14 protein-coding genes and 2 pseudogenes are annotated in these 20,117 nt (G+C 68.3%); 5 read left to right on the forward strand and 11 right to left on the reverse strand.

Annotation, left to right across the window (positions count from 1 at the left end):
* Positions 1-83 precede the first annotated feature (83 nt).
* The 3 genes from ACHMXE_RS18840 to gcl form a co-directional block, all read right to left on the reverse strand.
* Complete coding sequence (locus tag ACHMXE_RS18840; protein WP_395350642.1) at positions 84-992, reverse strand: 2-hydroxy-3-oxopropionate reductase; 909 nt, start codon at positions 990-992, stop codon at positions 84-86.
* Positions 993-1,027: 35 nt separating this feature from the next.
* Positions 1,028-1,813 (reverse strand): hydroxypyruvate isomerase, encoded by a 786-nt coding sequence (hyi, locus tag ACHMXE_RS18845; protein ID WP_395350644.1) that lies wholly within the window; start codon positions 1,811-1,813, stop codon positions 1,028-1,030.
* Between the two features lie 163 nt (positions 1,814-1,976).
* Positions 1,977-3,770: a glyoxylate carboligase gene (gene gcl, locus ACHMXE_RS18850; protein ID WP_395350645.1), complete on the reverse strand. Its 1,794-nt coding sequence runs from the start codon at positions 3,768-3,770 to the stop codon at positions 1,977-1,979.
* 131 nt (positions 3,771-3,901) lie between these two features.
* Between gcl and ACHMXE_RS18855 the strand changes: the two genes are divergently transcribed.
* On the forward strand, positions 3,902-4,804 hold the full coding sequence (locus ACHMXE_RS18855) for a LysR family transcriptional regulator (protein ID WP_057591557.1): 903 nt from the start codon (positions 3,902-3,904) through the stop codon (positions 4,802-4,804).
* Between the two features lie 117 nt (positions 4,805-4,921).
* Here the strand turns inward: ACHMXE_RS18855 and ACHMXE_RS18860 are convergent, their stop codons facing one another.
* From ACHMXE_RS18860 to ACHMXE_RS18885, 6 genes and pseudogenes are all read right to left on the reverse strand, one after another.
* The gene (locus ACHMXE_RS18860) at positions 4,922-6,427 is read right to left on the reverse strand and encodes a carotenoid oxygenase family protein (RefSeq protein WP_395350647.1); all 1,506 of its coding nucleotides are present in this window, start codon (positions 6,425-6,427) and stop codon (positions 4,922-4,924) included.
* 10 nt (positions 6,428-6,437) lie between these two features.
* Complete coding sequence (locus ACHMXE_RS18865) at positions 6,438-6,899, reverse strand: DUF2141 domain-containing protein (protein ID WP_395350648.1); 462 nt, start codon at positions 6,897-6,899, stop codon at positions 6,438-6,440.
* A 138-nt stretch (positions 6,900-7,037) separates the two neighbouring features.
* Positions 7,038-8,152, reverse strand: a pseudogene (locus tag ACHMXE_RS18870) (AI-2E family transporter).
* Between the two features lie 100 nt (positions 8,153-8,252).
* On the reverse strand, positions 8,253-8,960 hold the full coding sequence (locus tag ACHMXE_RS18875) for a GntR family transcriptional regulator (RefSeq protein WP_203202386.1): 708 nt from the start codon (positions 8,958-8,960) through the stop codon (positions 8,253-8,255).
* A 29-nt stretch (positions 8,961-8,989) separates the two neighbouring features.
* Positions 8,990-10,330, reverse strand: a complete 1,341-nt coding sequence (locus ACHMXE_RS18880; RefSeq protein ID WP_395352715.1) for a C4-dicarboxylate transporter DctA — start codon at positions 10,328-10,330, stop codon at positions 8,990-8,992.
* Positions 10,331-10,717: 387 nt separating this feature from the next.
* Positions 10,718-11,464, reverse strand: a pseudogene (locus ACHMXE_RS18885) (LysR family transcriptional regulator); the annotation flags it as partial.
* Between the two features lie 404 nt (positions 11,465-11,868).
* Here ACHMXE_RS18885 and ACHMXE_RS18890 point away from each other — a divergent pair.
* From ACHMXE_RS18890 to ACHMXE_RS18905, 4 genes are read left to right on the forward strand one after another with little or no spacing between them, the layout of a single operon-like run.
* Positions 11,869-12,621 (forward strand): hypothetical protein, encoded by a 753-nt coding sequence (locus tag ACHMXE_RS18890; protein ID WP_395350649.1) that lies wholly within the window; start codon positions 11,869-11,871, stop codon positions 12,619-12,621.
* 46 nt (positions 12,622-12,667) lie between these two features.
* Positions 12,668-13,696 (forward strand): TRAP transporter substrate-binding protein, encoded by a 1,029-nt coding sequence (locus ACHMXE_RS18895; protein ID WP_395350650.1) that lies wholly within the window; start codon positions 12,668-12,670, stop codon positions 13,694-13,696.
* Entirely contained in the window at positions 13,683-14,318 is a 636-nt protein-coding gene (locus ACHMXE_RS18900) for a TRAP transporter small permease (protein WP_395350651.1), read from the forward strand. Before ACHMXE_RS18895 ends, ACHMXE_RS18900 begins: the two co-directional genes overlap by 14 nt.
* Positions 14,315-15,595 (forward strand): TRAP transporter large permease subunit, encoded by a 1,281-nt coding sequence (locus ACHMXE_RS18905; RefSeq protein ID WP_395350652.1) that lies wholly within the window; start codon positions 14,315-14,317, stop codon positions 15,593-15,595. The genes ACHMXE_RS18900 and ACHMXE_RS18905 overlap by 4 nt, the downstream gene beginning before the upstream one ends.
* 121 nt (positions 15,596-15,716) lie before the next feature.
* Here the strand turns inward: ACHMXE_RS18905 and ACHMXE_RS18910 are convergent, their stop codons facing one another.
* Both ACHMXE_RS18910 and ACHMXE_RS18915 read right to left on the reverse strand, forming a co-directional pair.
* On the reverse strand, positions 15,717-18,401 hold the full coding sequence (locus ACHMXE_RS18910) for a CehA/McbA family metallohydrolase (RefSeq protein WP_395350654.1): 2,685 nt from the start codon (positions 18,399-18,401) through the stop codon (positions 15,717-15,719).
* 192 nt (positions 18,402-18,593) lie between these two features.
* The gene (locus ACHMXE_RS18915) at positions 18,594-20,042 is read right to left on the reverse strand and encodes an ATP-binding protein (protein WP_395350655.1); all 1,449 of its coding nucleotides are present in this window, start codon (positions 20,040-20,042) and stop codon (positions 18,594-18,596) included.
* Between the last annotated feature and the right edge of the window lie 75 nt (positions 20,043-20,117).

A 20,117-nucleotide genomic window follows, 5' to 3' on the forward strand; every position in this document is an offset into this window, starting at 1 on the left:
ATCTCAAAGTTGTCTTCGGTCCCTTTCGCGTTCTTCGCGAAATCTTTGCGTCCTCTGCGTCCGGCTGCCCGATTTCGATGGTTTCAGTCCGGCGCCACCGTGTGCTGCGCCAGCGCCTCCAGCGCACGCACCAGCGCCGAGTGGTCCTGCTGCCCATGGCCCAGTGCCGCGCAGGCGTTCATCAGTTGCGCCGCGCCGGCCGTCTGCGGCAGCGCCACGCCCAGCGAACGCGCGCTCTGCAGCGCCAGGTTCAGGTCCTTCTGGTGCAGCGAGATGCGGAAGCCCGGCGCGAAGGTGCGCTTGATCATGCGTTCGCCATGCACCTCGAGGATGCGCGAGCTCGCGAAGCCGCCCATCAGCGCCTGGCGCACCTTGGCCGGATCGGCGCCGGCCTTGCTCGCGAACAGCAGCGCTTCGCCCACGGCCGCGATGTTCAGCGCCACGATGATCTGGTTGGCCACCTTGCAGACCTGGCCGTCGCCCAAGCCGCCCACCAGCGTCACGTTCTTGCCCATCTTCTCGAGCAGCGGGCGCACGCGGCCGAAGGTGCCTTCGTCGCCGCCGCACATGATCGTGAGGCTCGCGGCCTTGGCGCCCACCTCGCCGCCCGAGACCGGCGCGTCGATGTAGCCGCAGCCCAGCGCCTCGATGCGCTGCGCGAAGCCCTTGGTGGCGATCGGGTCGATCGAGCTGCAGTCCACCACGATCTTGCCCTTGCTCAGGCCCGCGGCCACGCCCTCGCGGCCCGGTTCGCCGAACAGCACCTTCTCCACGTCGGGCGTGTCGGGCACCATCACGAACACGATGTCGGCCTGGCGCGCGACCTCGACCGGCGAGGCGCAGATGGTGGCGCGCGAGATGAAGGGCTCGGGCGTGTTGCCGTGTGTGTTCACGAACAGCTGGTGGCCGGCCTCGAGCAGGTGGCCCGCCATGGGCGCGCCCATGATGCCCAGGCCGATGAATCCGATGCGTTGCGATGCTTGTTGCGTCATGTCTGAGGTTTCCTTGAATCTGGTCGTGTCGTCGTTCACTGCGCCCGGGTCAGCGTCTCGCGCCAGCCCAGGCCTTCGACGGTGGTGGCGCGCGGCTTGTATTCGCAGCCGATGAAGCCGTCGTAGCCGAGCGCATCGATGTGCTGGAACAGCCACGGGTAGTTGATCTCGCCCGTGCCCGGCTCGCCGCGGCCCGGGTTGTCGGCCAGCTGGATGTGGCCGATGCGCGCGAAGTGCTTGGTGAGCGTGTTGCCCAGCTCGCCCTCGGTGCGCTGCGCGTGGTAGATGTCGTACTGCACGCGCAGGTTGGGCGAGCCCACCTCGTCGATCAGCGCGATCGCCTGCTCGGTGCGGTTGAGGAAGAAGCCGGGAATGTCGAAAGGGTTGATCGGCTCGACCAGCAGGCGGATGCCCGCCGCCTCGAGCTCGGAAGCGGCGATGCGCAGGTTCTCGACCACCGTGCGGTGGGCGATGTCGTGGCTCACGCCGGCCGGCACCTTGCCGACCAGGCAGTTGACCTGCGGGCAGCCGAGGGCCGTGGCGTAGTCGATGGCCATCGCGATGCCTTCGCGGAACTCGCCGATGCGCTCCGGATGGCAGGCGATGCCGCGCTCGCCCTTGTCCCAGTCGCCGGCCGGCAGGTTGTGCAGCACCTGCACGAGGCCGTTGGCGCGCAGCGCGGCGGTGAGGTCCTTCTTCTCGAAGGGGTAGGGGAACAGGTACTCCACCGCCTCGAAGCCCGCCTTGGCGGCGGCCTCGAAGCGCTGCAGGAACGGCAGCTCGGTGAAGAGCATGGTGAGATTGGCTGCGAACTTGGGCATGGGGGTCTCTCAATCAAAGCAAGTCAAATCGGGATCGGACTTCCGGACGCGAAGGACGCAAAGGTTCCGCGAAGTTCGCGAAAGAACAGCCACAAAAGTTTTCTTGAATTCCTTTGGCGTCCTTCGCGAAACCTTCGCGTCCTCTGCGTCCGGCTGCCCGCATTCAGTCCAGCAGCACCGCCGCCACTGCGGTGGGCGCATCGGCCGGCGTTTCCGCGAGCGGCTCGAACTCGGTGATGTTGTCGATCTCGGTGCCCATCGCGATGTTGGTCACGCGCTCGAGCATCACCTCGATCACCACCGGCACGCCGTGCTCGGCCATCAGCGCCTCGGCGCGGTGGATCGCGGGGGCGATCTCTTCCTGGCGGTTGACGCGGATCGCCTTGCAGCCCAGGCCCTCGACCACCTTCATGTGGTCCACGCCGTAGCTGCTCTCTATGCCGGCGTCGGGGCCCGCGTTGATGTTGTCGAAGGCCAGCTGCACGCAGTAGTCCATCTCGAAGCCGCGCTGCGCCTGGCGGATCAGGCCGAGGTAGGAGTTGTTGACCACGATGTGGATGTAGGGCAGCTTGAACTGCGCCCCCACCGCGAGCTCCTCGATCATGAACTGGAAGTCGTAGTCGCCCGAGAGCGCGACGATCTTGCGCGTGGGGTCGGCCGCGCGCACGCCGAGCGCGGCGGGAATGGTCCAGCCCAGCGGGCCGGCCTGGCCGCAGTTGATCCAGTGGCGCGGGTTGTAGACGTGCAGGAACTGCGCCGCGGCGATCTGCGACAGCCCGATGGTGCTGACGTAGCAGGTGTCGTTGTCGAAGTTGTTGTTCATGCACTGGTACACGCGCTGCGGCTTCATCGGCACTTCGTCGAAGTTGGTCTTGCGCAGCATGGTCCTCTTGCGCTCGATGCACGCGTTGGCCCACTCGCGGCGGCTCGGCAGCCGGCCCGCGGCCTTCATCTCCTCGGCCACCTGCACGAACAGCTCGAGCGCGGCCTTGGCATCGGAGACGATGCCGAAGTCGGGCGTGAACACGCGGCCGATCTGCGTGGGCTCGATGTCCACGTGCACGAACTTGCGGCCCTTGGTGTAGACGTCGACCGAGCCGGTGTGGCGGTTGGCCCAGCGGTTGCCGATGCCCAGCACGAAGTCGGAGGCCAGCATGGTGGCGTTGCCGTAGCGGTGGCTGGTCTGCAGACCGCACATGCCGGCCATCAGCGGATGGTCGTCGGGGATCGAGCCCCAGCCCATCAGCGTGGGGATCACGGGCACGCCGGTGGCTTCGGCGAAGCGCACCAGCAGTTCGCTCGCGTCGGCGTTGATGACGCCGCCGCCGGCCACGATCAGCGGGCGCTCGGCTGCGTTGAGCATCTCGATCGCGCGCTCGATCTGCGCGCGGCTCGCGGCCGGCTTGTAGGGCTTGAGCGGTTCGTAGCTGTCGATGTCGAACTCGATCTGCGCCATCTGCACGTCGAAGGGCAGGTCGATCAGCACCGGGCCCGGGCGGCCCGAGCGCATCAGGTGGAAGGCCTGCTGGAACACCTGCGGCACCTGGCCGGGTTCGCGCACCGTCACCGACCACTTGGTGACCGGCTTGGAGATCGACTCGATGTCGACCGCCTGGAAGTCTTCCTTGTAGAGGCGTGCGCGCGGTGCCTGGCCGGTGATGCACAGGATCGGGATCGAATCGGCCCAGGCCGAGTACAGGCCCGTGATCATGTCGGTGCCCGCGGGGCCCGAGGTGCCGATGCACACGCCGATGTTGCCGGCGACGGCGCGGGTGTAGCCCTCGGCCATGTGCGAGGCGCCCTCGACGTGGCGCGCGAGGATGTGCGCGATGCTGCCGCGTTGCCGCAGCGCCGAGTACATCGGATTGATGGCGGCACCGGGCACGCCGAAGGCCTGCGTCACGCCCTCCTTCTCCATCACCAGCACGGCGGCCTGGACCGCGGTCATCTTTGCCATTGAAAGTCTCCTTGAAAAGCTTGGGTCCACTGTAGGAAGCGGGGGGGATTCCAAGAAGACGGCACCGGGCCATAAAACCTATTCCAATCCGGAATAAGTGGCTAGGATGGCGGCGATTCGAAGGAGTGGCGATGGACCGGCTGTTGGCAATGGAAATGTTCGTGCGCGTGGTGGAGACCGGCAGCTTCTCGAAGGCCGCGCTCGAGTTCCACACCACCCAGCCCACGGTGACCAAGCAGATCGCCGCCACCGAGGCGCGGCTGAAAGTCAGGCTGCTCAACCGCAACACGCGCGGCGTGAGCCTCACCGAGCCCGGCGCGCTCTACTACGAGAAGTGCAAGTCGATCGTGCGCGACGCCGAGGAGGCCGACAGCGTGGTGCAGCTGCGCCAGAACCAGGCCCAGGGCCTGCTGCGCGTCGGCACCTCGGTGGCTTTCGGCCGCCGCGTGGTGGTGCCGCTCGCGCTCGAGTACATGCGCCGGTATCCGCAGGTGCAGATCGACCTGAGCTTCGAGGACCGCTACGTGGACCTGATCGCGCAGGGCATCGACGTGGCGGTGCGCATGGGCAAGCTGGCCGATTCGTCGCTGGGCGCGCGCTACCTGGGCGCCAACCCCTGGGCCATGGTCGCCTCGCCGGCCTACCTCAAGAAGCACGGCACGCCCAGGCGCGCACAGGACCTGAGCGCGCACGTGGCGCTGATCTACAGCAGCGTGGTGGGCGACGAGTTCTGGCGCATGCACACGCCCAAGGGCGAGCCGGTGACGGTGCCGGTGTCGGGCCGCTTCCGTTCCAACAACCTCTCGGCCGTGCTGGCGGCCGCGCGCGACGGCCTGGGCATCGCGCTGATGCCGCGCTACGTGGCCAGCGAGTCGCTGGCCGCGGGCAAGGTGCGCGCGGTGCTGGCCGACCATGCGCTGCCCGAGCAGGAGATCCACGCCGTCTTTCCCTCGCCCAAGCTGGTGCCGGGCAAGGTGTCGAGCTTCGTGGCCTTCCTGCAGGGGCGTTTCGACGAAGGCTGGTGGGACGCCTGACGGCGCCCTGCGATCCGCCGACATCCGTTCGGGCTGAGCCTGGCCTGTCCTGAGCAGGTCGAAGGGCGAAGCCTTGCGCGGCGCTTCGACAAGCTCAGCGTGAACGGGTGACTTTCTTCAGGCCTTCACGAAAGCCCCGTGCAGCCCCAGCGGCAACGCATAGGGCAGCGTGGCCTGCGCCACCGGCCCCGCCGCGAGATGGTCGGCCGCGAAGCACGAGAGCACCGTGCACCGGCGGCCGAAGTCGAGCGAGGTGCCCAGCACCCAGCCCGGCTTCCCGCCGTCGGGCACGAACACATGCTCCTCGACGATCGACTGCGCGCCGTGGACGAAGCGCTCGCTGCGGCCGCTCTCGACGTCGGTGCGCGCCACCGCCTGGAAGCCCGGCACGTCGGGCCGCGTCAGCGTGGCATGGATCACCTGGCGATGGCGCAGGCCGACGCGGCGCGGATCGATGCGCGGGAACTCGGCCTCCTGCGGCAGCACCTTCTGCGTGGCCCGGCCATCGGCCAGGTCGAGCGTCGCGACGGTCAGGCGCGGTTCGTTCTGGCGCACGCGGCGCGCGCGCATCAGCTCGCGGTTGGTCGTGAACACCGACTCGGCGTCCTCGGTGCGCACGTAGTCGACGTGGATGCGCGGGCCGCGCGGCGTGTCTTCCTCCCAGGCATTGCCGACATGGAACAGGAAGCCGGCCGGCAGGGTCAGCATCTGCCTTCGTTCCCAGTCGCGCTTGTCGACCACCAGCGCGCGCATGCCGAGCTCGGGCCGCCAGACGTGGGCGTCGAGGAAGCTGGCGCCGGCCTCCTTGCGCTTGCCGTCGTACACCAGCGGCGGCATCAGGAACACCAGGTGCCGGTCGGTCACGGCGAAGTCGTGGACCATCGGCAGGTCGGGCACCGGCACCGCGGCGGCGCGGCGCAGGCCGCCGTCGGGCGCGATCTCGTAGAGCGCGAGCAGGCTCGCGCCCGAGCTCACGCCGAAGTTCCACACCGTGCCGTCGGGGTCCACCTTCGGATGGGCCGAGAACGGCATGCCCGCGAGGTCGGCACGCCAGGTCTTCAGGCCCAGCGTGTCGAGCGTGCGCGCATCGAGGCGCGTGGCCGAACCGCCTTCCCACAGCGCCAGCACCTCGCCGCGCAGCGGCAGCACGCTGGTGTTGGCGACGTTGATGGCATCGGGCGAGGTCGGCGGCTCCACGCCCGGCGGCACGGTGCCGAAGGCCTCGACCAGCCGGCGCCCGGCGCGCAGCTCGGCCACGCGCTTGGGCGTGGCCACGTAGCGGCCCTGGTGCACCACCTCGCCGCCTTCGATCGCGAAGCGGTGCACCATGCCGTCGCCGTCGAACCAGTGGTGGTAGCGCTCGCCGCCCAGGTCGTGGCCGGTGGGGCCGACACGGAACAGCGTGCCGGCCACCGCGTCGGGAAAGCGTCCGCGCACCGTGGCGCGGGTCGGCGGCAGATCGCCGGGCGGCGTGGCGAAGCCGATCTTCCAGGGGGCGTCGGCGGCCTCGAACTGGGCCTGCCAGTTCTCCTCGCCGGCCGCGCCCGCCGCGCGGGCCCAGGGCGCGAGCAGGGGCAGGGCGCCGGTGCCGGCCAGCAGGCGCAGCAGTTCGCGTCGTTGCATGGCGGCCTCCTCAGCGCAGGCGGATGGCGCTCTGCAGGTCGGCGTCGACGCCGATCGCCGCGGCCTCGAAGTCGGGCGCGCCGAGCTTGCCCTTGGCATCGTTCGAGAAGCCGTAGCGCTCGGTCGGCAGGCCCACGAGGTTGGTGTCGAGCTTGCCGTTGCCGTTCTCGTCGGCATAGGCGCGCACCGCATAGCGGCCCGGCGCCAGGCCCGTGAACACCACGCGCGCCTTGCCCTCGCGCAGCGGCAGGCTCTGCGAGGCCAGCGGCTTGCTGGCGCCGAAGCTGGCGGCATCGGCGTACAGCGCGATGTAGAGCGTGGCCTCGGTGGCCGGGCCCTCGGCCACGTTGAGGCTGAGGTCGGCGGCCCGCGCGCTCAGCGGCGCGAGCGTGGCGGCGGTGAGCGCCGCGATCGCGGTCGCGGCGTACAGGGTGCGCGCGGCCGGGCGGGGCAGGAAGGCAAGAAAGTGCATGGCGGTCCTCGTCGTGTGGATGGAAGACCCGACGATCCCAAAGGCGGCGGATGCTGCCCAGCGCCATGCGACGGAACGCGCGAATGCGTGCGCGAAATGCGCGCAGGCCGGCGCGAACGGCCGGCCTGCGGAACGGTTTCAGCCCTTGTGCGGGCCCTTGGGACGGTCTTCCTGGGCGCCGTCGGCCGGCGTCTCGTGGCCCGTGCCCACATGGCCCGAATCGGCGAACAGGCTCCAGGCCGCCATGAACAGCGCCGCCACCACCGGCCCGATCACGAAGCCGTTGATGCCGAAGATCGCCATGCCGCCGATGGTCGACATCAGCACGATGTAGTCGGGCATCTGCGTGTCCTTGCCCACCAGCACCGGGCGCAGGATGTTGTCGACCAGGCCGATCACGAACACGCCGACGAAGATCAGGATGCCGCCCTGCCAGAAGTGGCCAGTGGCGAGGAAGTAGATCGCCACCGGGCCCCAGATCAGCGCCGCGCCCACGGCGGGCAGCAGCGACAGGAAGGCCATCAGCACCGCCCACAGCAGCGCGCCCTGCACGCCGAGGAACCAGAAGGCCAGCCCGCCCAGCGTGCCCTGCGCCACCGCCACCGCCACGTTGCCCTTGATGGTGGCGCGGATCACGGTGGTGAACTTGTTGAGCAGGTAGTGCGTGTGCGGCTTGGCCAGCGGCAGCGCGTCGCGCATGGTCTTCGACAGCGAGGCGCCGTCGCGCACCAGGAAATAGAGCAGGTACAGCATCACGAAGAAGCTGACCACGAAGTCGAAGGTGTTCTGCCCGATGGCCAGCGCCTGGCTCGCGATCAGCTGGCTGCCCTGGCCGGCGATGGCCGAGATGCGCGCCTGCCAGGCCGCCGCGTCGCCGAGGTTGAAGCGCTCGACCAGGTTCAGCAGCCACTGCGGCGTGGCGGCCAGGATCTGCTGGAAGTAGGCCGCGAAGTCGATCTGCCCGAACGGATGCTCTGCGTGACCAGCACCACTTCCTGCACCAGCGACACGCCGATCATCGCCAGCGGCAGGATCACGATCACCAGGCAGATCGCGAGCGTGGACAGCGCCGCCGCGTTGCGCTTGCCGGGCATCTTCCTGAGCAGCCACTTGTAGAGCGGCGTGAACAGGATCGCGAGCGCCACGCCCCAGAGCACCGCGCCGAAGAACGGCATCAGCACCCACAGGAAAGCGACGGTGACGGCGGCGAGCAGGGCGAGGAACACGCCGCGCTGGAGTTGGGGTGAGTTCATGGTTGAACCGGACTGTAGCCCAGCCCGTCGGGCCTCCCCTGTAGTCGCGGGCGCCTTCGTGCGCCGCCACGGACCGTGGCCGCGGACCTAGTGCACGTTTTCAGCGCTTGGCGCGCGGCAAGGCCACCGGCGCCAGCGTGGCGCGCAGCCGCGCCGAGGCATCGGGTTCGGCGCTGGCCTCGACCTCGAGCGCGCGCTCGACGTTGCCGATGTGCGCCAGCATCAGGCTGCGCGCGCGTGGCCGGTCGCCGTTCTCGAGCGCGGCCACGATGGCCTCGTGGTCGGCGCAGGACTGGCCGGCCTCGTGCTTCGACTGGTAGAGCGTGGCCGCGAGCGTGGTGCGCGCCGTCAGGTCGCGCAGCACGTCGACCAGCAGCTGGTGGCCGAGCTGCTCGGCCAGGCAGACGTGGAAGTCGGCCAGCAGGAAGGCGCGGGTGGCGGCGTCGGCGCCTTCCACCGCGCGCTGCTCGTCGGCGATGTGGTCGCGCAGCTTGCGGATCACCTTCGCCAGCGGCCGGCCCTCGGGCTCCGAGAGGATGCCCGACTCGATGATGCGGCGCGCGCGGAAGGCGTCGCGCGCCTCCTCGGCCGAGGGCTCGACCACGTACCAGCCGCGGCGCGACTGCACCTCGACGAAGCCGCGCGCCTGCAACTGCATCAGCGCCTCGCGCACCATGGTGCGGCTGACCGCGAAGTTCTCGGCCAGCGCCTGCTCGCCGAGCCGCTCGCCGGGCGCGAGCTTCTGCGCGAGGATCGCCTCGACCACGCGCTCGGCGATGACGGTGGGGCTGACTTCGGTGGAGCTCATCGGTGGCGGGGCGGGTGGCGTGGGTGGTTTCAGTGGCGGCCGAGGGCGGCGCCGGAGGGCGGCGCGCCGGATTCTGCCAGCGCCGGATCGAGCGCCGGTTCGTCGGGCGCCACGCGGCCGTCGAGCACCGCATGGGCGCGCTCGCGGTCGATGTCGCCTTCCCAGGCGGCGATCGCCACCGTCGCCACGCAGTTGCCGATCAGGTTGCCGAGCGCGCGCGCGATGCCCATGAACCAGTCGACCGACAGCACCAGCACCAGCCCGATCGCGGGAATCGCCGGAATCGCATGCAGCGTGGCGGCCAGCACCACGATCGCCGAGCCCGGCACGCCGTGCGCGCCCTTGGAGGTGACCAGCGAGATCGCGAGGATCGTCAGGAGGTCGGTCATGGTGATCGGCGTGGTGGTGGCCTGCGCGATGAACACCGCCGCCAGCGTGATGTAGATCGAGAAGGCGTCGAGGTTGAACGAGTAGCCCGTGGGGATCACCAGGCCCACCGTCGAGTCGCGGATGCCCATGCGGCGCAGCTTGGCCATGATCTGCGGCAGCACGCTGTCCGACGAGGTGGTGGCGAACACGATCGCGAGCTCTTCGCGCAGGTAGCGCAGCAGCTTCCACAGGCTGAAGCCCGACATGCGCATCACGAAGCCCAGCACCACGAACACGAACACCAGCACCGCGAGGTAGAACAGCGCGATCAGCATGCCGAGCTGCTTGAGCGAGCCCACGCCGTATTGGCCGACCGTGAAGGCGATCGCGCCGAGCACGCCCAGCGGCGCCAGCTTGATCAGGATGCCCATGATCTTGAACAGCACCAGCGACAGCGCGTCCACCACCACCGCCACCGGCTTGCCGCGCTCGCCGAGCAGCGACAGCGCGCAGCCGAACAGCACCGCGAACAGCAGCACCTGCAGCACGTCGCCGGTCGCGAAGGCGTTCACCACCGTGGTGGGGATCAGCTTCAGCAGGAACTCGACCGTGCCGCCGCTGGTGAGCTTGTCGGCATTGGAGGCATAGGCGCTCATCGCGGCCGGATCGAGCTTGCCCGGATCGACGTTCATGCCCACGCCGGGCTGGAACACGAAGGCCAGCACCAGCCCCATCGCCAGCGCGACGGTGGTGAGCACCTCGAAGTAGATCAGCGCCTTCACGCCGACGCGGCCCACGCGCTTCAGGTCGCCCGCGCCGGCGATGCCATGCACCACCACGCAGAAGACCAGCACGGGAATGATCATCTTGATCAGCTTGATGAAGCCGTCGCCCAGCGGCTTGAGCTTGACGGCGAACTGCGGGGCCAGCAGGCCCAGCACCACGCCGATCAGCAGGGCGAGCACGACCTGGCCGAACAGGGAGCGGGTGAAACGACGCATGGAAATCTCCTGTGTTATTTGCATGCAAGTCGTCGAAAATCTTGCATACAAGCAATGTAGGCAAGAAAGGGCCCGGGTCGGCAGAGGGTATTCCCGGGCCTGTGGGAGCGCCGCCTGGAGGAAAGCGGCCGCCGCGCGACGGTCGAACGGGTTCGACGAACGGGGGGCGTCGATGCTCAGGCCGAACTCGACCTCGGACGCCGCGAACGCCCGCCCTGTCCCTGCTTCGGAGAGCGTTGCCATGCACGCATGTAGGCGATCAGCGACTGGGAAAGATGGTCGGCGGCGAGCGACAGTCGGCGGGAGTAGCTGGCGACCAGCGTGGCGCGCGCGGATCGCAGCGGGGCGTCGGTCAGCGGAATCGCCACCACTTTTCCCCGCGTCGACCAGGGGGGCGACGACGTCCCTCGGTTGCAATGTGATCAGCCCCGAATCCGCCACCAGCTGGCTCGCAAAAGAAAGCGAATTCGTCTCGATCGCGATGTTCAGCTTGAACTTGCCTTTCGAACTGACGCGATCGGCCAGTTGGCGCAGACCGAAGGACCTGTCGGGCAACACAAGGGGAACGTCCGCAACCTGCGCGAGTGCACAACTGCGCAACCCGGCGGCGGGATGCCGGGCTGCGGCGATGACACACAGGGGTTGATCGATCTTCTGCAGCTCGATCAGATCGGGACGGGGCGAGGCACCGAACAGGATGCCCAGGTCGTACTTGTGTTCGGCGACGGCTTCGCCCACGGCATGCGATCCCATGAGATCGAGGGAAAAGCCGATGCCTGGGTGCGTGGCGATGAAGCTCGGCATGAAGCTGGACAGGAGGCCGTGCAGGATGCCTTCGACACATCCGACCCTGACATGGCCCTTGACCAGCGTCTCGTACTCGTGAATGCGGCCCTTCAGATCGGCCAGCTGGGTCTTGTTGTCCTGCGCGTAGCGAAGCAGCAGTTCTCCCGCGGCGGTCAGGGCCATGCCCCGCGCATGGCGCTCGAAGACGGGAACGCCCAGTTCGTCCTCCAACAACGCGATCTGGCGACTCACGGCACTCTGGGCCACGAAGAGCTTTTCCGCTGCCATGCGCACCGAGCCGAAGGCCGCGACCTCGTGAAAGTACCGAAGGGTTGTCGATTCGATCATGCGTGCACTCTACGTGAGGAAAAGGCCGAGAGGCGGGGCGGGCGCCAGGCAGGGGAGGGGTGGAGTACGGGCCCTTCTTGGTGGGCCAACGGGAAGGCAGCGGGCGCTGATTCGAGGCGCGAACGGTGAAGCACGGCCGATGCAAACACACCGTGGTCCGGCGCTATCGATGATCCAAATATTCGAACGCTGCCTTCGAAATTCGATGCCGTTCCCGCGCGCATCCGCTGCTAGATTTCGGTCGAATCCTTTCCCCGAAGGACGACGTCCCGATCGAATTCGCGAGGATGAAACAGACATCGAGAAAGCCGCGCGACGCATCCCGTCGCCGGACGCCTTCCTGATGACGTTCCTGCCTCCCGTCCTTCTTTTCTCGCTCTCTCAGCCTCTCAAAAGGAAACGACGTGTCGGCAATTCCAATCTCCCTGCCCGGTGGCTATCGGTTCATTCCGGGGGTGGACCAATACTCGGCTGGCGTGGCTGCCGAGCCAGGGTTTCGCATCGAACGGGTGCGATTTCCGGAGCCGCTGCCGCTGAAGCAGGGCTTCCGGCGCATCAGGGAATTTCTCGAACATGCTTCGCGCCCGCTGGCTGCCTTCTGCGCCTGCGAACTGCGTTCCCCGGCCCCGTTCACCGAACACGGCTTCGTCGAGTTCAACAAGCTCTACGTGGGAACCTTGAGGGAGTGGGGGCTTTTCATCGGGCAGCTCAATCCGGTTGCGCGAAGCAACGTCTGCCCCGTGCTGTTCCCTCCGTCGGAGCCCTCGTTCCATGCCTTCAGCTATACCGTGCCCGACGCCACGGCGGCGGCTTCCTTCATCGTGGCGGGCAGCGCCGAAGCACCTGAAGGCAAGGGGCCCTATCGCAACCATGCCGTGTGCCTGGGCGACACCTCGCCGCCCGCCATCCTTGAAAAAGCCCGGTGGGTGCTCGACGAGATGGAGCGGCGTCTGGCATCGCTGGGCTTCACCTGGGCGAACACCACGGGCTCGCAGCTCTACACCGTGCACGACATTCATCCCTTCATCGCCGACGAAATCGTCAAGCGTGGTGCCGCGCGTCACGGGCTGACCTGGCACTACAACCGCCCGCCCGTGGTCGACCTCGAATACGAGATGGACTGCCGGAGCGTCGCCCATGAGCGCGTCGCGATCTGACGAGCCTGTGCGAACAACCCTCCCAGCCCTCACCGAGACCACACCCATGCCAAGAAAACTGCAGCATCGCCTGGCCGCGCTCTGTGTTGCCCTGTCGTCCCTGGGGATGGCCGGCGTCGCCGATGCCCGGAACATTCAGGAGCGCAACTTCAAGTTCGCCTTCGTCAATCAGAAAGAGCATCCGCAAGGCATGGGGGCGCAGCGCTTCGCGGAGATCGTGGAGAAGAAGAGCGGCGGCAAGATGAAGGTCAAGCTCTTTGCCTCCGGCGTGCTGGGGGGCGATGCCGCTGTCATTTCCTCGCTGCAAGGTGGCACCGTGGATCTGACCATGGCGATACCGGGCCTGCTGTCGGGCATGGCCAAGGAGTTTTCGCTGTTCGACCTGCCCTTTCTCTTCAACAACGAGAAGGAGGCCGACGTGGTGCTCGACGGTCCGGTCGGCCGCAAGCTGCTGGACAAGCTGCCCGAGAAGGGCCTGATCGGCCTGACCTACTTCGAGCACGGCTTTCGCAACGTCACCAACTCGCGGCGGCCGGTGGCCCGCATGGAAGACCTGCAAGGCCTCAGGCTGCGCGTGATGCAGATCCCCGTGATGATCGATGCCTTCGGTGCGCTGGGCGCCAATCCGTCGCCGCTGCCGCTGCCCGAGGTCTATACCGCGCTGGAGCAACGGGCCGTCGATGGCCAGGAAAATCCGTACTCGCTGGTGGAAGCCTCGAAGTACTACGAAGTCCAGAAGTACGGTTCCGACACGCGCCACGCGTTCAACCCCGTCGTGCTGCTGTTCAGCAAGAAGGTGTGGGACCGGCTGTCCGAGGACGAACGCATGATTCTGCGCGACGCCGCCAGGGAAACGCAGCCCTTCCAGCGCGCCGCCAACCGCGACGTGAACGCCAGGGCCGCCGAATTCCTGAAGAGCAAGGGGATGGTGCTGACCGAGTTTTCGGCGCAGGAGCGAGAACGCCTGCGCGACAAGCTCAAGCCGGTCACCGACAAGTACGTCAGGCAGATCGATCCGGCGCTGACGCAGGAACTTTTCTCCGAGCTTGGCAAGGTGCGCGGTGTCGCGAGGTAGCCGCTCGGGCACGTGTGCGGACCGGGCAGCCGGCTTCGCGGCGCGCTGCGTCGACGGCTATTGCCGGCTGCTGAGCAGCCTGATCGCCTTGTTTCTCGCAGTCATGGTGGTGCTTGTGTTCGGCAATGTGGTCTTGCGCTATGGGTTCAATTCGGGCATCACCGTGTCCGAAGAAGTGTCGCGCTGGCTGTTCGTCTGGCTCACTTTCCTGGGCGCAGTCGTGGCACTGAAGGAGCATGCGCACCTGGGCACCGACATGCTGGTTTCGCGCCTTCCCCTGGCCGGCAAGAAGGTCTGCCTGTTCGCGGGCCACCTGCTGATGCTGTTCGTCGCCTGGTTGCTTTTCAAGGGGAGCCTGGAGCAGATCAGGATCAATTGGGACGTCGCGGCGCCGGTGACCGGGGCATCGGGTGCCATCTTCTATGCCTCCGGCCTGGTCTTTGCCGTCTCCGCAGCGGTGCTGGTCCTGCGCGACCTGTGTCTGGCCCTGGCGGGCCGGCTCGGCGAAGCGGACCTCGTGATGGTCAGGGAGTCCGAGGAGCAGGGCGAACTGGAGGCGTTGCGGGCCGAACTGGCGCGTGAGGACGCCCTGCGGGTCGACGCACCGCGGCAATTGCCATGACCATCGCCATCTTTCTCGGTGCGCTGTTGGGTGCGATGGCGCTGGGCATTCCCATTGCCTTTGCATTGCTTGCGACCGGCGTCGCATTGATGTGGCACCAAGACCTCTTCGATGCGCAGATCCTGGCGCAAAACGTGATCAACGGCGCCGACAGTTTTCCGTTGCTCGCGATCCCGTTCTTCATGCTGGCCGGCGAAATCATGAACGTCGGTGGCCTGTCGCGCCGCATCGTCAACCTCGCGCTGACCCTGGTCGGCCCTGTGAAGGGCGGCCTGGGCTATGTGACGATCATGGCGGCCGTGCTGCTTTCCGCCCTGTCGGGTTCGGCAGTGGCCGATGCCGCCGCATTGACCGCGCTGCTGCTGCCGATGATGGTGCAGGCCGGCCACGACAAGGCGCGTTCAGGCGGCCTGATCGCGGCGTCGGGTGTGATCGGCCCCGTGATCCCGCCGTCGATCGGCTTCGTGATCTTCGGTGTGGCGGCCAATGTCTCCATCAGCAAGCTGTTCCTCGCGGGCATTGCGCCCGGACTCATGCTCGGCGCGGCGCTGTGGTGCACCTGGTGGTGGCTGGGGCGGCATGAAAAGATCGCGACAGGGCCCAGGACATCGCGCGCGCAGGTGCTGAAAGCATTGCGCGAATCGACATGGGCGCTGATGCTGCCAGCCATCATCCTCGTCGGGCTGCGCCTGGGCGTATTCACCGCGACGGAGGCCGCGGTGGTCGCGGCGGTCTATGCGTTGTTCGTCTCCACCGTCGTCTACCGCGAGCTGAAGCTGCGCCAGCTTCACGCGATCTTCGTCATGGCCGCCAAGACCACTTCGGTGATCATGCTGCTCATTGCGGCGGCGATGGTTTCCGCGTGGCTCATCACGGTGGCCGAACTGCCGGGCAAGGTGATCGCGCTGCTCGAGCCCTTCATGGGCAACCCGACCCTGCTGCTGATGGCGATCATGGTGCTCGTGATGATCGTCGGCACGGCGATGGACATGACGCCGACCATCCTGATCCTGACGCCCGTGCTGATGCCTGTGGTCAAGGCGGCGGGCATCGACCCGGTCTACTTCGGGGTGCTGTTCATCATCAACAACGCCATCGGCCTGATCACCCCTCCCGTGGGGACCGTGCTGAACGTGGTGGCGGGCGTCGGGCGCATGCGAATGGACGACGTCACGCGGGGCGTGCTGCCTTTCATGGCGGCACAGTTGGCCGTGATGTTCCTGCTGGTCCTGTTTCCGGCGCTGGTCACCACGCCGGCGCGCTGGTTCTCGGACTGAAGATCTCGCCAGGTCTGCGCGGCAGCTCTCGTTTCATGGGCAGGAGGGCCCTCGGCCCGTGCGTCCGGCCCATGAAAAATGCCCCGCGCGAGCGGGGCATCGGACCTGGAAGCGGGGGCCGTTACTTCGTGGCCAGCAGGAACACCTGCTGCGTCTGGTCCCGCTGCAGACGCGTGGCGTTGCGCGTGCTCGCGAAGGCGATCACGCCGCCCGAGGTCACGGGCCAGGTGTTGATGCCGGTGCCCTTCAGCAGCGTGCCGGTGTCCCAGCCCGCGGGCTTCTTGTAGACCGCGGTCATCACGCGCCAGCGCCAGTCGGCCGAGCGCGAGTCGAACCAGACCGCGCGCACCGAGCCGTCCTTGTCCACGCCCAGGCGCGGGCGCTGGCTCATGGTGGTCGGCTCCGCGGCCAGCACCGTGGGGGCCGAGAAGGTGGCGCCGCCGTCGGCCGACACGGCCGCGAGCACCGCGATGTTCTTGCCGGCCGGTTCCTGCTCCTTGCTTTCCCAGGCCACGACGAGGTCGCCGTTGCCGCCGAAGACCACGTCGGGATGGCGATCGGCACGGTCGGTGGCGCCGAGGCTCACGGGCGTCTTCCACGCGCCGGCGGCGTCGCGCACCGCGACCTGGATCTGCCAGTCGTCGGGATTCGAGCCGTCGCCATAGGCGGCGGCGCCGGTCCACAGCGGATCCTGGTCGTTGCGGTTGTCCTGCCAGGCCACGGCGACCCGGCCGTCGGCCGCGACCGTCAGGTTCGGCAGCACCGAGGCCGGGTAGTGCGGCGAGCGCGTGTCGTCGAGCACGCCGGCGTCGACCGACTTGCCGGCGCGAGAGAGGTTGCGCGGCTGCGCGTCGGTGCCGACCTCCTGCACCATGATGTCGAAGGGCTGGTCGGCGCGGATCTCCTGCCAGGCCAGCACCGGCTTGCCGCTCGCGGCCACGGCGACGTCCGGATGCTCGGCGCGGCCCTCGAGCGAGCGCACGGTGTCGGTCGAGGCCCAGGTGGCGCCGCCGTCGGCCGAATGGCGCAGGTTGATGACCGGGCGGTGCGGCACCTGCACCGCGTCTTCCTCCCAGGCCACCCAGACGTCGTTGCCGCGCACGGCCACGCGCGGGAAACGCGCCTGGCCCTTGCCGCTCAGCGTGCGGCCGGCATCGCTCCAGGCGCCCTTGGCATCGCGGCGGCGGTAGACCACGGTGCTGGTGGCGTCGCCGTGCATCTCGAAGACGACGTGCGTCACGCCGTCGGCGGTCACGATGTCGGGGAAGCCGGCGAAGTCGCCGCGCGCACCGGCGACGCGCAGGGCGCCGTCGGCCACGCTGTTTTCCTTGGGCACGGCGATCTCGGGCTTGGCCTCGACCGGGGCCGGCGAGACGAAGATCGGCGACACGGCGGCCTTGAGTTCCATCGCGGGCGCGGCCGGCGGAATCGGCACGTTGATGCCGCGCACCTCGACGCGGTACCAGTCGGGCTGCGAGCCGGCGGTGATGTCGACCGTGTAGGTCTCGTCGTCGCGGGTCGGCTTGAAGGTCTTCATCGGGCCGGCGCTCTTGCCGGGCATGCGGAACAGCAGCACGTTCATGCCGGCGGCACGCTGCACGCCGATGCGCAGGTGGCCGGTGGTGCCCGCGGGCACGAAGACCTCGTCGCCGCTCATGGCGGTGTAGCCGCCGCCCTTGAGGTCCGTGGTCATCGAGACGCCGGGGCCGGTCGGGTTGATCGACAGGCTGGTGTAGCCCGCGCGCAGCGCCTCGAGGATGCCGCGCTCGTTGTAGCCCTTGGCCAGCACCTTGGTCACCGGCATGCCGGGGCTGTTGAGATAGGGCGCGCCCCAGTACTCGCGGAAGTGGTTGTCGCTGGCGCCGGCCACGCCGAAGCGGAAGCCCGCGTTCCAGCGGTTCTCGGCGTAGTCCATCTGCTTGTCGGGGCTCTTCGAACGGTTCCAGACCTCGACCAGGTTGACGCCCTGCACGTTGGCATTCACGTTGGGCGTGCCGTCGGCATTCGTCTCGCCGTCGTCGGCATGCGCGACCGACCAGATGGCGCCCTGGGAATGCGCGTCCCAGATCGACTGCTGGACCAGCGCGAACTGCGCGCGGTCCGGATGCATCGCACCCTGCTCGACCGAGTCCACGCCGCCGAGCGCGATGGCATGCGGCTTGCCGTTCGCTTCCTCGCCGCGGATCAGCAGCAGCGACGACGACTCCCACAGCGGGTCGTAGTGCTGGTCGTAGGTGCGGTGGTCGGTGAAGGGCACGAAGTCCAGGCCGGTGCGGCCGGCCTGGCCGATCTGGTCGGCCAGCGAGAGGTTGCCCTTGGCCTTGTCCTTGTTGAGCTGGCGCGGCGCGCTGCCGTCGTCGGAGTGGTCGTCGTGCACGTGGGTGTCGCCCTTGAACCAGGTGCCGGTGGGCGCGGCGTTCGCGGCCAGCGAGAACTTCGCCACCACGTTGCGCGCCTGGTCCATCGTCAGTTCGCAGGCCTCGGTGCCTTCGCAGGCGCCCTGCCAGCCGTCGAAGACCGAGCCGCGCGCGGCGGTGGCGATGAGCTTGACGCTCGCGCCCTGGGCGTAGTCGGCGCTGCACTGGGTGTCGCAGGCGAGCGCGGTGTCGAGCGACTCCACGTCGCCGCTGCCGTTGCCCTGCACGCTCACGGCCGCTGCTTGGCGCGCGTTCGAGGTGTCGGGCGTGCCGGGCGTGCCGGTGCCATCGGCGCCGCCCGAACCCTGGCCGGCGGGTGGGGGAAGGAAAGCGAATCCGCTGCTGCCCGAGCCGCCCCCGCACGAGGCGAGAAAGACGGCGCAGGCCACCGCGAGGAAGCGCTTGGAAAAAGACGGGGGGCGTCGTGAACACCATGAACCTCTGGAAAAGAAGACGGCTTCCGCCATGCAGGGCTGCGCGGCCGGAAGGATTCCGTCGAAATGAAAACCAAAGGATGGTGTTTGTTCTTTACATCCACGTGAAAAATATTCAGTCTAATTTCTTCATAAGATAAATAAAGTTCAAAGCCGTGCCGCCGGCGCCAGCAGCGACGCGATCGTCGCGCGCAGGGTCTGCGCATCGACGGGCTTGTGCAGCAGCGGCCAGCGCGTGGCGCGCGCCTCGCGCAAGGCCTCGGACGAGGTCTCGCCCGTGATGAAGACCACCGGGAACTCGCCATGCAGCGCGCGCAGCCGTGCGACCAGCGCCGGCCCGTGCTCGTTGCCGCGCAGCCGCAGGTCCGCGATCAGCAGGTCGGGGCAGCCGCCGGCGTCGAACAGCGCCGCCGTGCCGGCGGCATCGAGGGCGGTGCGCACCTCGAGCTGCCAGGCCCGCAGCAGGGTCGTCATGCCGCGCACGATGTCGGGTTCGTCGTCGACCAGGTAGATCGTCGGTCGGGCGCCGGTCGCGGCCTCGAGCGCGGCGGCCGGCGGCGGCGGTGGCGTGGCCACGGCCACGGGCGGCGCTGTCTCGCGCACGCCGGGCATGCGCACCTCGAAGCGGCTGCCGGCACCGAGCCGCGAGCGCAACGAGATCCGCGCGCCGATCAGCGTCACCAGCCGCTCGACGATCGCCAGCCCCAGGCCCACGCCCTGGCTGCGATCGCGCCCCGCGTTGCCGAGCTGGTAGAACTCCTCGAAGACGCGGTCGTGCTCCGCGGGGGCGATGCCCCGGCCGCTGTCCTCCACCACCAGGATGGCGCACAGGCCGTCGTGCCGCAGCCGCACGCGCAGGCCGCCGCGCTCGGTGTACTTGATGGCGTTGTCGATCAGGTTGCGCGCGATGCACAGCACCGCGGTGGGATCGCTCTCGAGCGTGACGGGCCGCAGCTCGCGCGTGAAGTACAGGCCCTTGGCCGCGGCGGCCGCCTCGAACTCGGCGCAGACGCTCGCGATCAGCGCGTCGAGCGCGAAACGCTGCCGCACCGGCACGTAGTGGCCCGAGGAGAGCTGCGACAGGTCGAGCAGCCCGTGCAGCAGCGCGCCGAGCGAACGCACCAGCTGGTCGATGTGCGTGGCCACCTCGTCCAGCGTGGCCGGCGTGGGGCTCGCGGCCAGGATCGCGCTGTAGACCGACAGCGCGTGCAGCGGCTGGCGCAGATCGTGGCTCGCCGCCGCGAGAACGCGCGTGCGCGCCAGCGCCGCGGCCTCCGCGCGCGTGACCGCGGCCTTGACCTCCTCGTTGCTGCGCTCGAGGTGGCGCACCATCTCGTCGCGTTCGCGCCGGATCGCCACCGAGCGCGTGAGCAGTTTCTCGTTCTCGTGGGATGCGAACAGAAGCACCAGGATGTAGGCAATGGTCATGAACGTGGTCGCAAGCAGGTGCTCCGGATGCATCAGTACCCACGAGATGGACGTGGGAACGAGGATTGCGCTCACATAGGCGCCCGCGACCAGGCGTGAGGAAATCGAGACCGCGGCCCCGATGGCGGGCATCGCGACCAGGATGAACATCAGGAATGTCTGATTCAACGCGCTCAGGTCAAGCTTGAAAAGAGGCAGCATCACGCCTGCCTCGGCACCCGCCAGGAACGCCAAGAAGAACTG

The sequence above is a fragment of the Variovorax sp. UC122_21 genome (assembly GCF_044056785.1).
In the GTDB taxonomy this organism is placed as follows: domain Bacteria; phylum Pseudomonadota; class Gammaproteobacteria; order Burkholderiales; family Burkholderiaceae_C; genus Variovorax.

Bases quoted from the DNA above. Each gene is read 5' to 3' on its own strand.
- ACHMXE_RS18865 (WP_395350648.1), bottom strand. From the start codon at position 6,899: ATGCACTTTCTTGCCTTCCTGCCCCGCCCGGCCGCGCGCACCCTGTAC.
- ACHMXE_RS18855 (WP_057591557.1), top strand. From the start codon at position 3,902: ATGGACCGGCTGTTGGCAATGGAAATGTTCGTGCGCGTGGTGGAGACC.
- ACHMXE_RS18880 (WP_395352715.1), bottom strand. From the start codon at position 10,330: ATGCGTCGTTTCACCCGCTCCCTGTTCGGCCAGGTCGTGCTCGCCCTG.
- ACHMXE_RS18875 (WP_203202386.1), bottom strand. From the start codon at position 8,960: ATGAGCTCCACCGAAGTCAGCCCCACCGTCATCGCCGAGCGCGTGGTC.
- gcl (WP_395350645.1), bottom strand. From the start codon at position 3,770: ATGGCAAAGATGACCGCGGTCCAGGCCGCCGTGCTGGTGATGGAGAAG.
- ACHMXE_RS18895 (WP_395350650.1), top strand. From the start codon at position 12,668: ATGCCAAGAAAACTGCAGCATCGCCTGGCCGCGCTCTGTGTTGCCCTG.
- hyi (WP_395350644.1), bottom strand. From the start codon at position 1,813: ATGCCCAAGTTCGCAGCCAATCTCACCATGCTCTTCACCGAGCTGCCG.
- ACHMXE_RS18905 (WP_395350652.1), top strand. From the start codon at position 14,315: ATGACCATCGCCATCTTTCTCGGTGCGCTGTTGGGTGCGATGGCGCTG.
- ACHMXE_RS18840 (WP_395350642.1), bottom strand. From the start codon at position 992: ATGACGCAACAAGCATCGCAACGCATCGGATTCATCGGCCTGGGCATC.
- ACHMXE_RS18860 (WP_395350647.1), bottom strand. From the start codon at position 6,427: ATGCAACGACGCGAACTGCTGCGCCTGCTGGCCGGCACCGGCGCCCTG.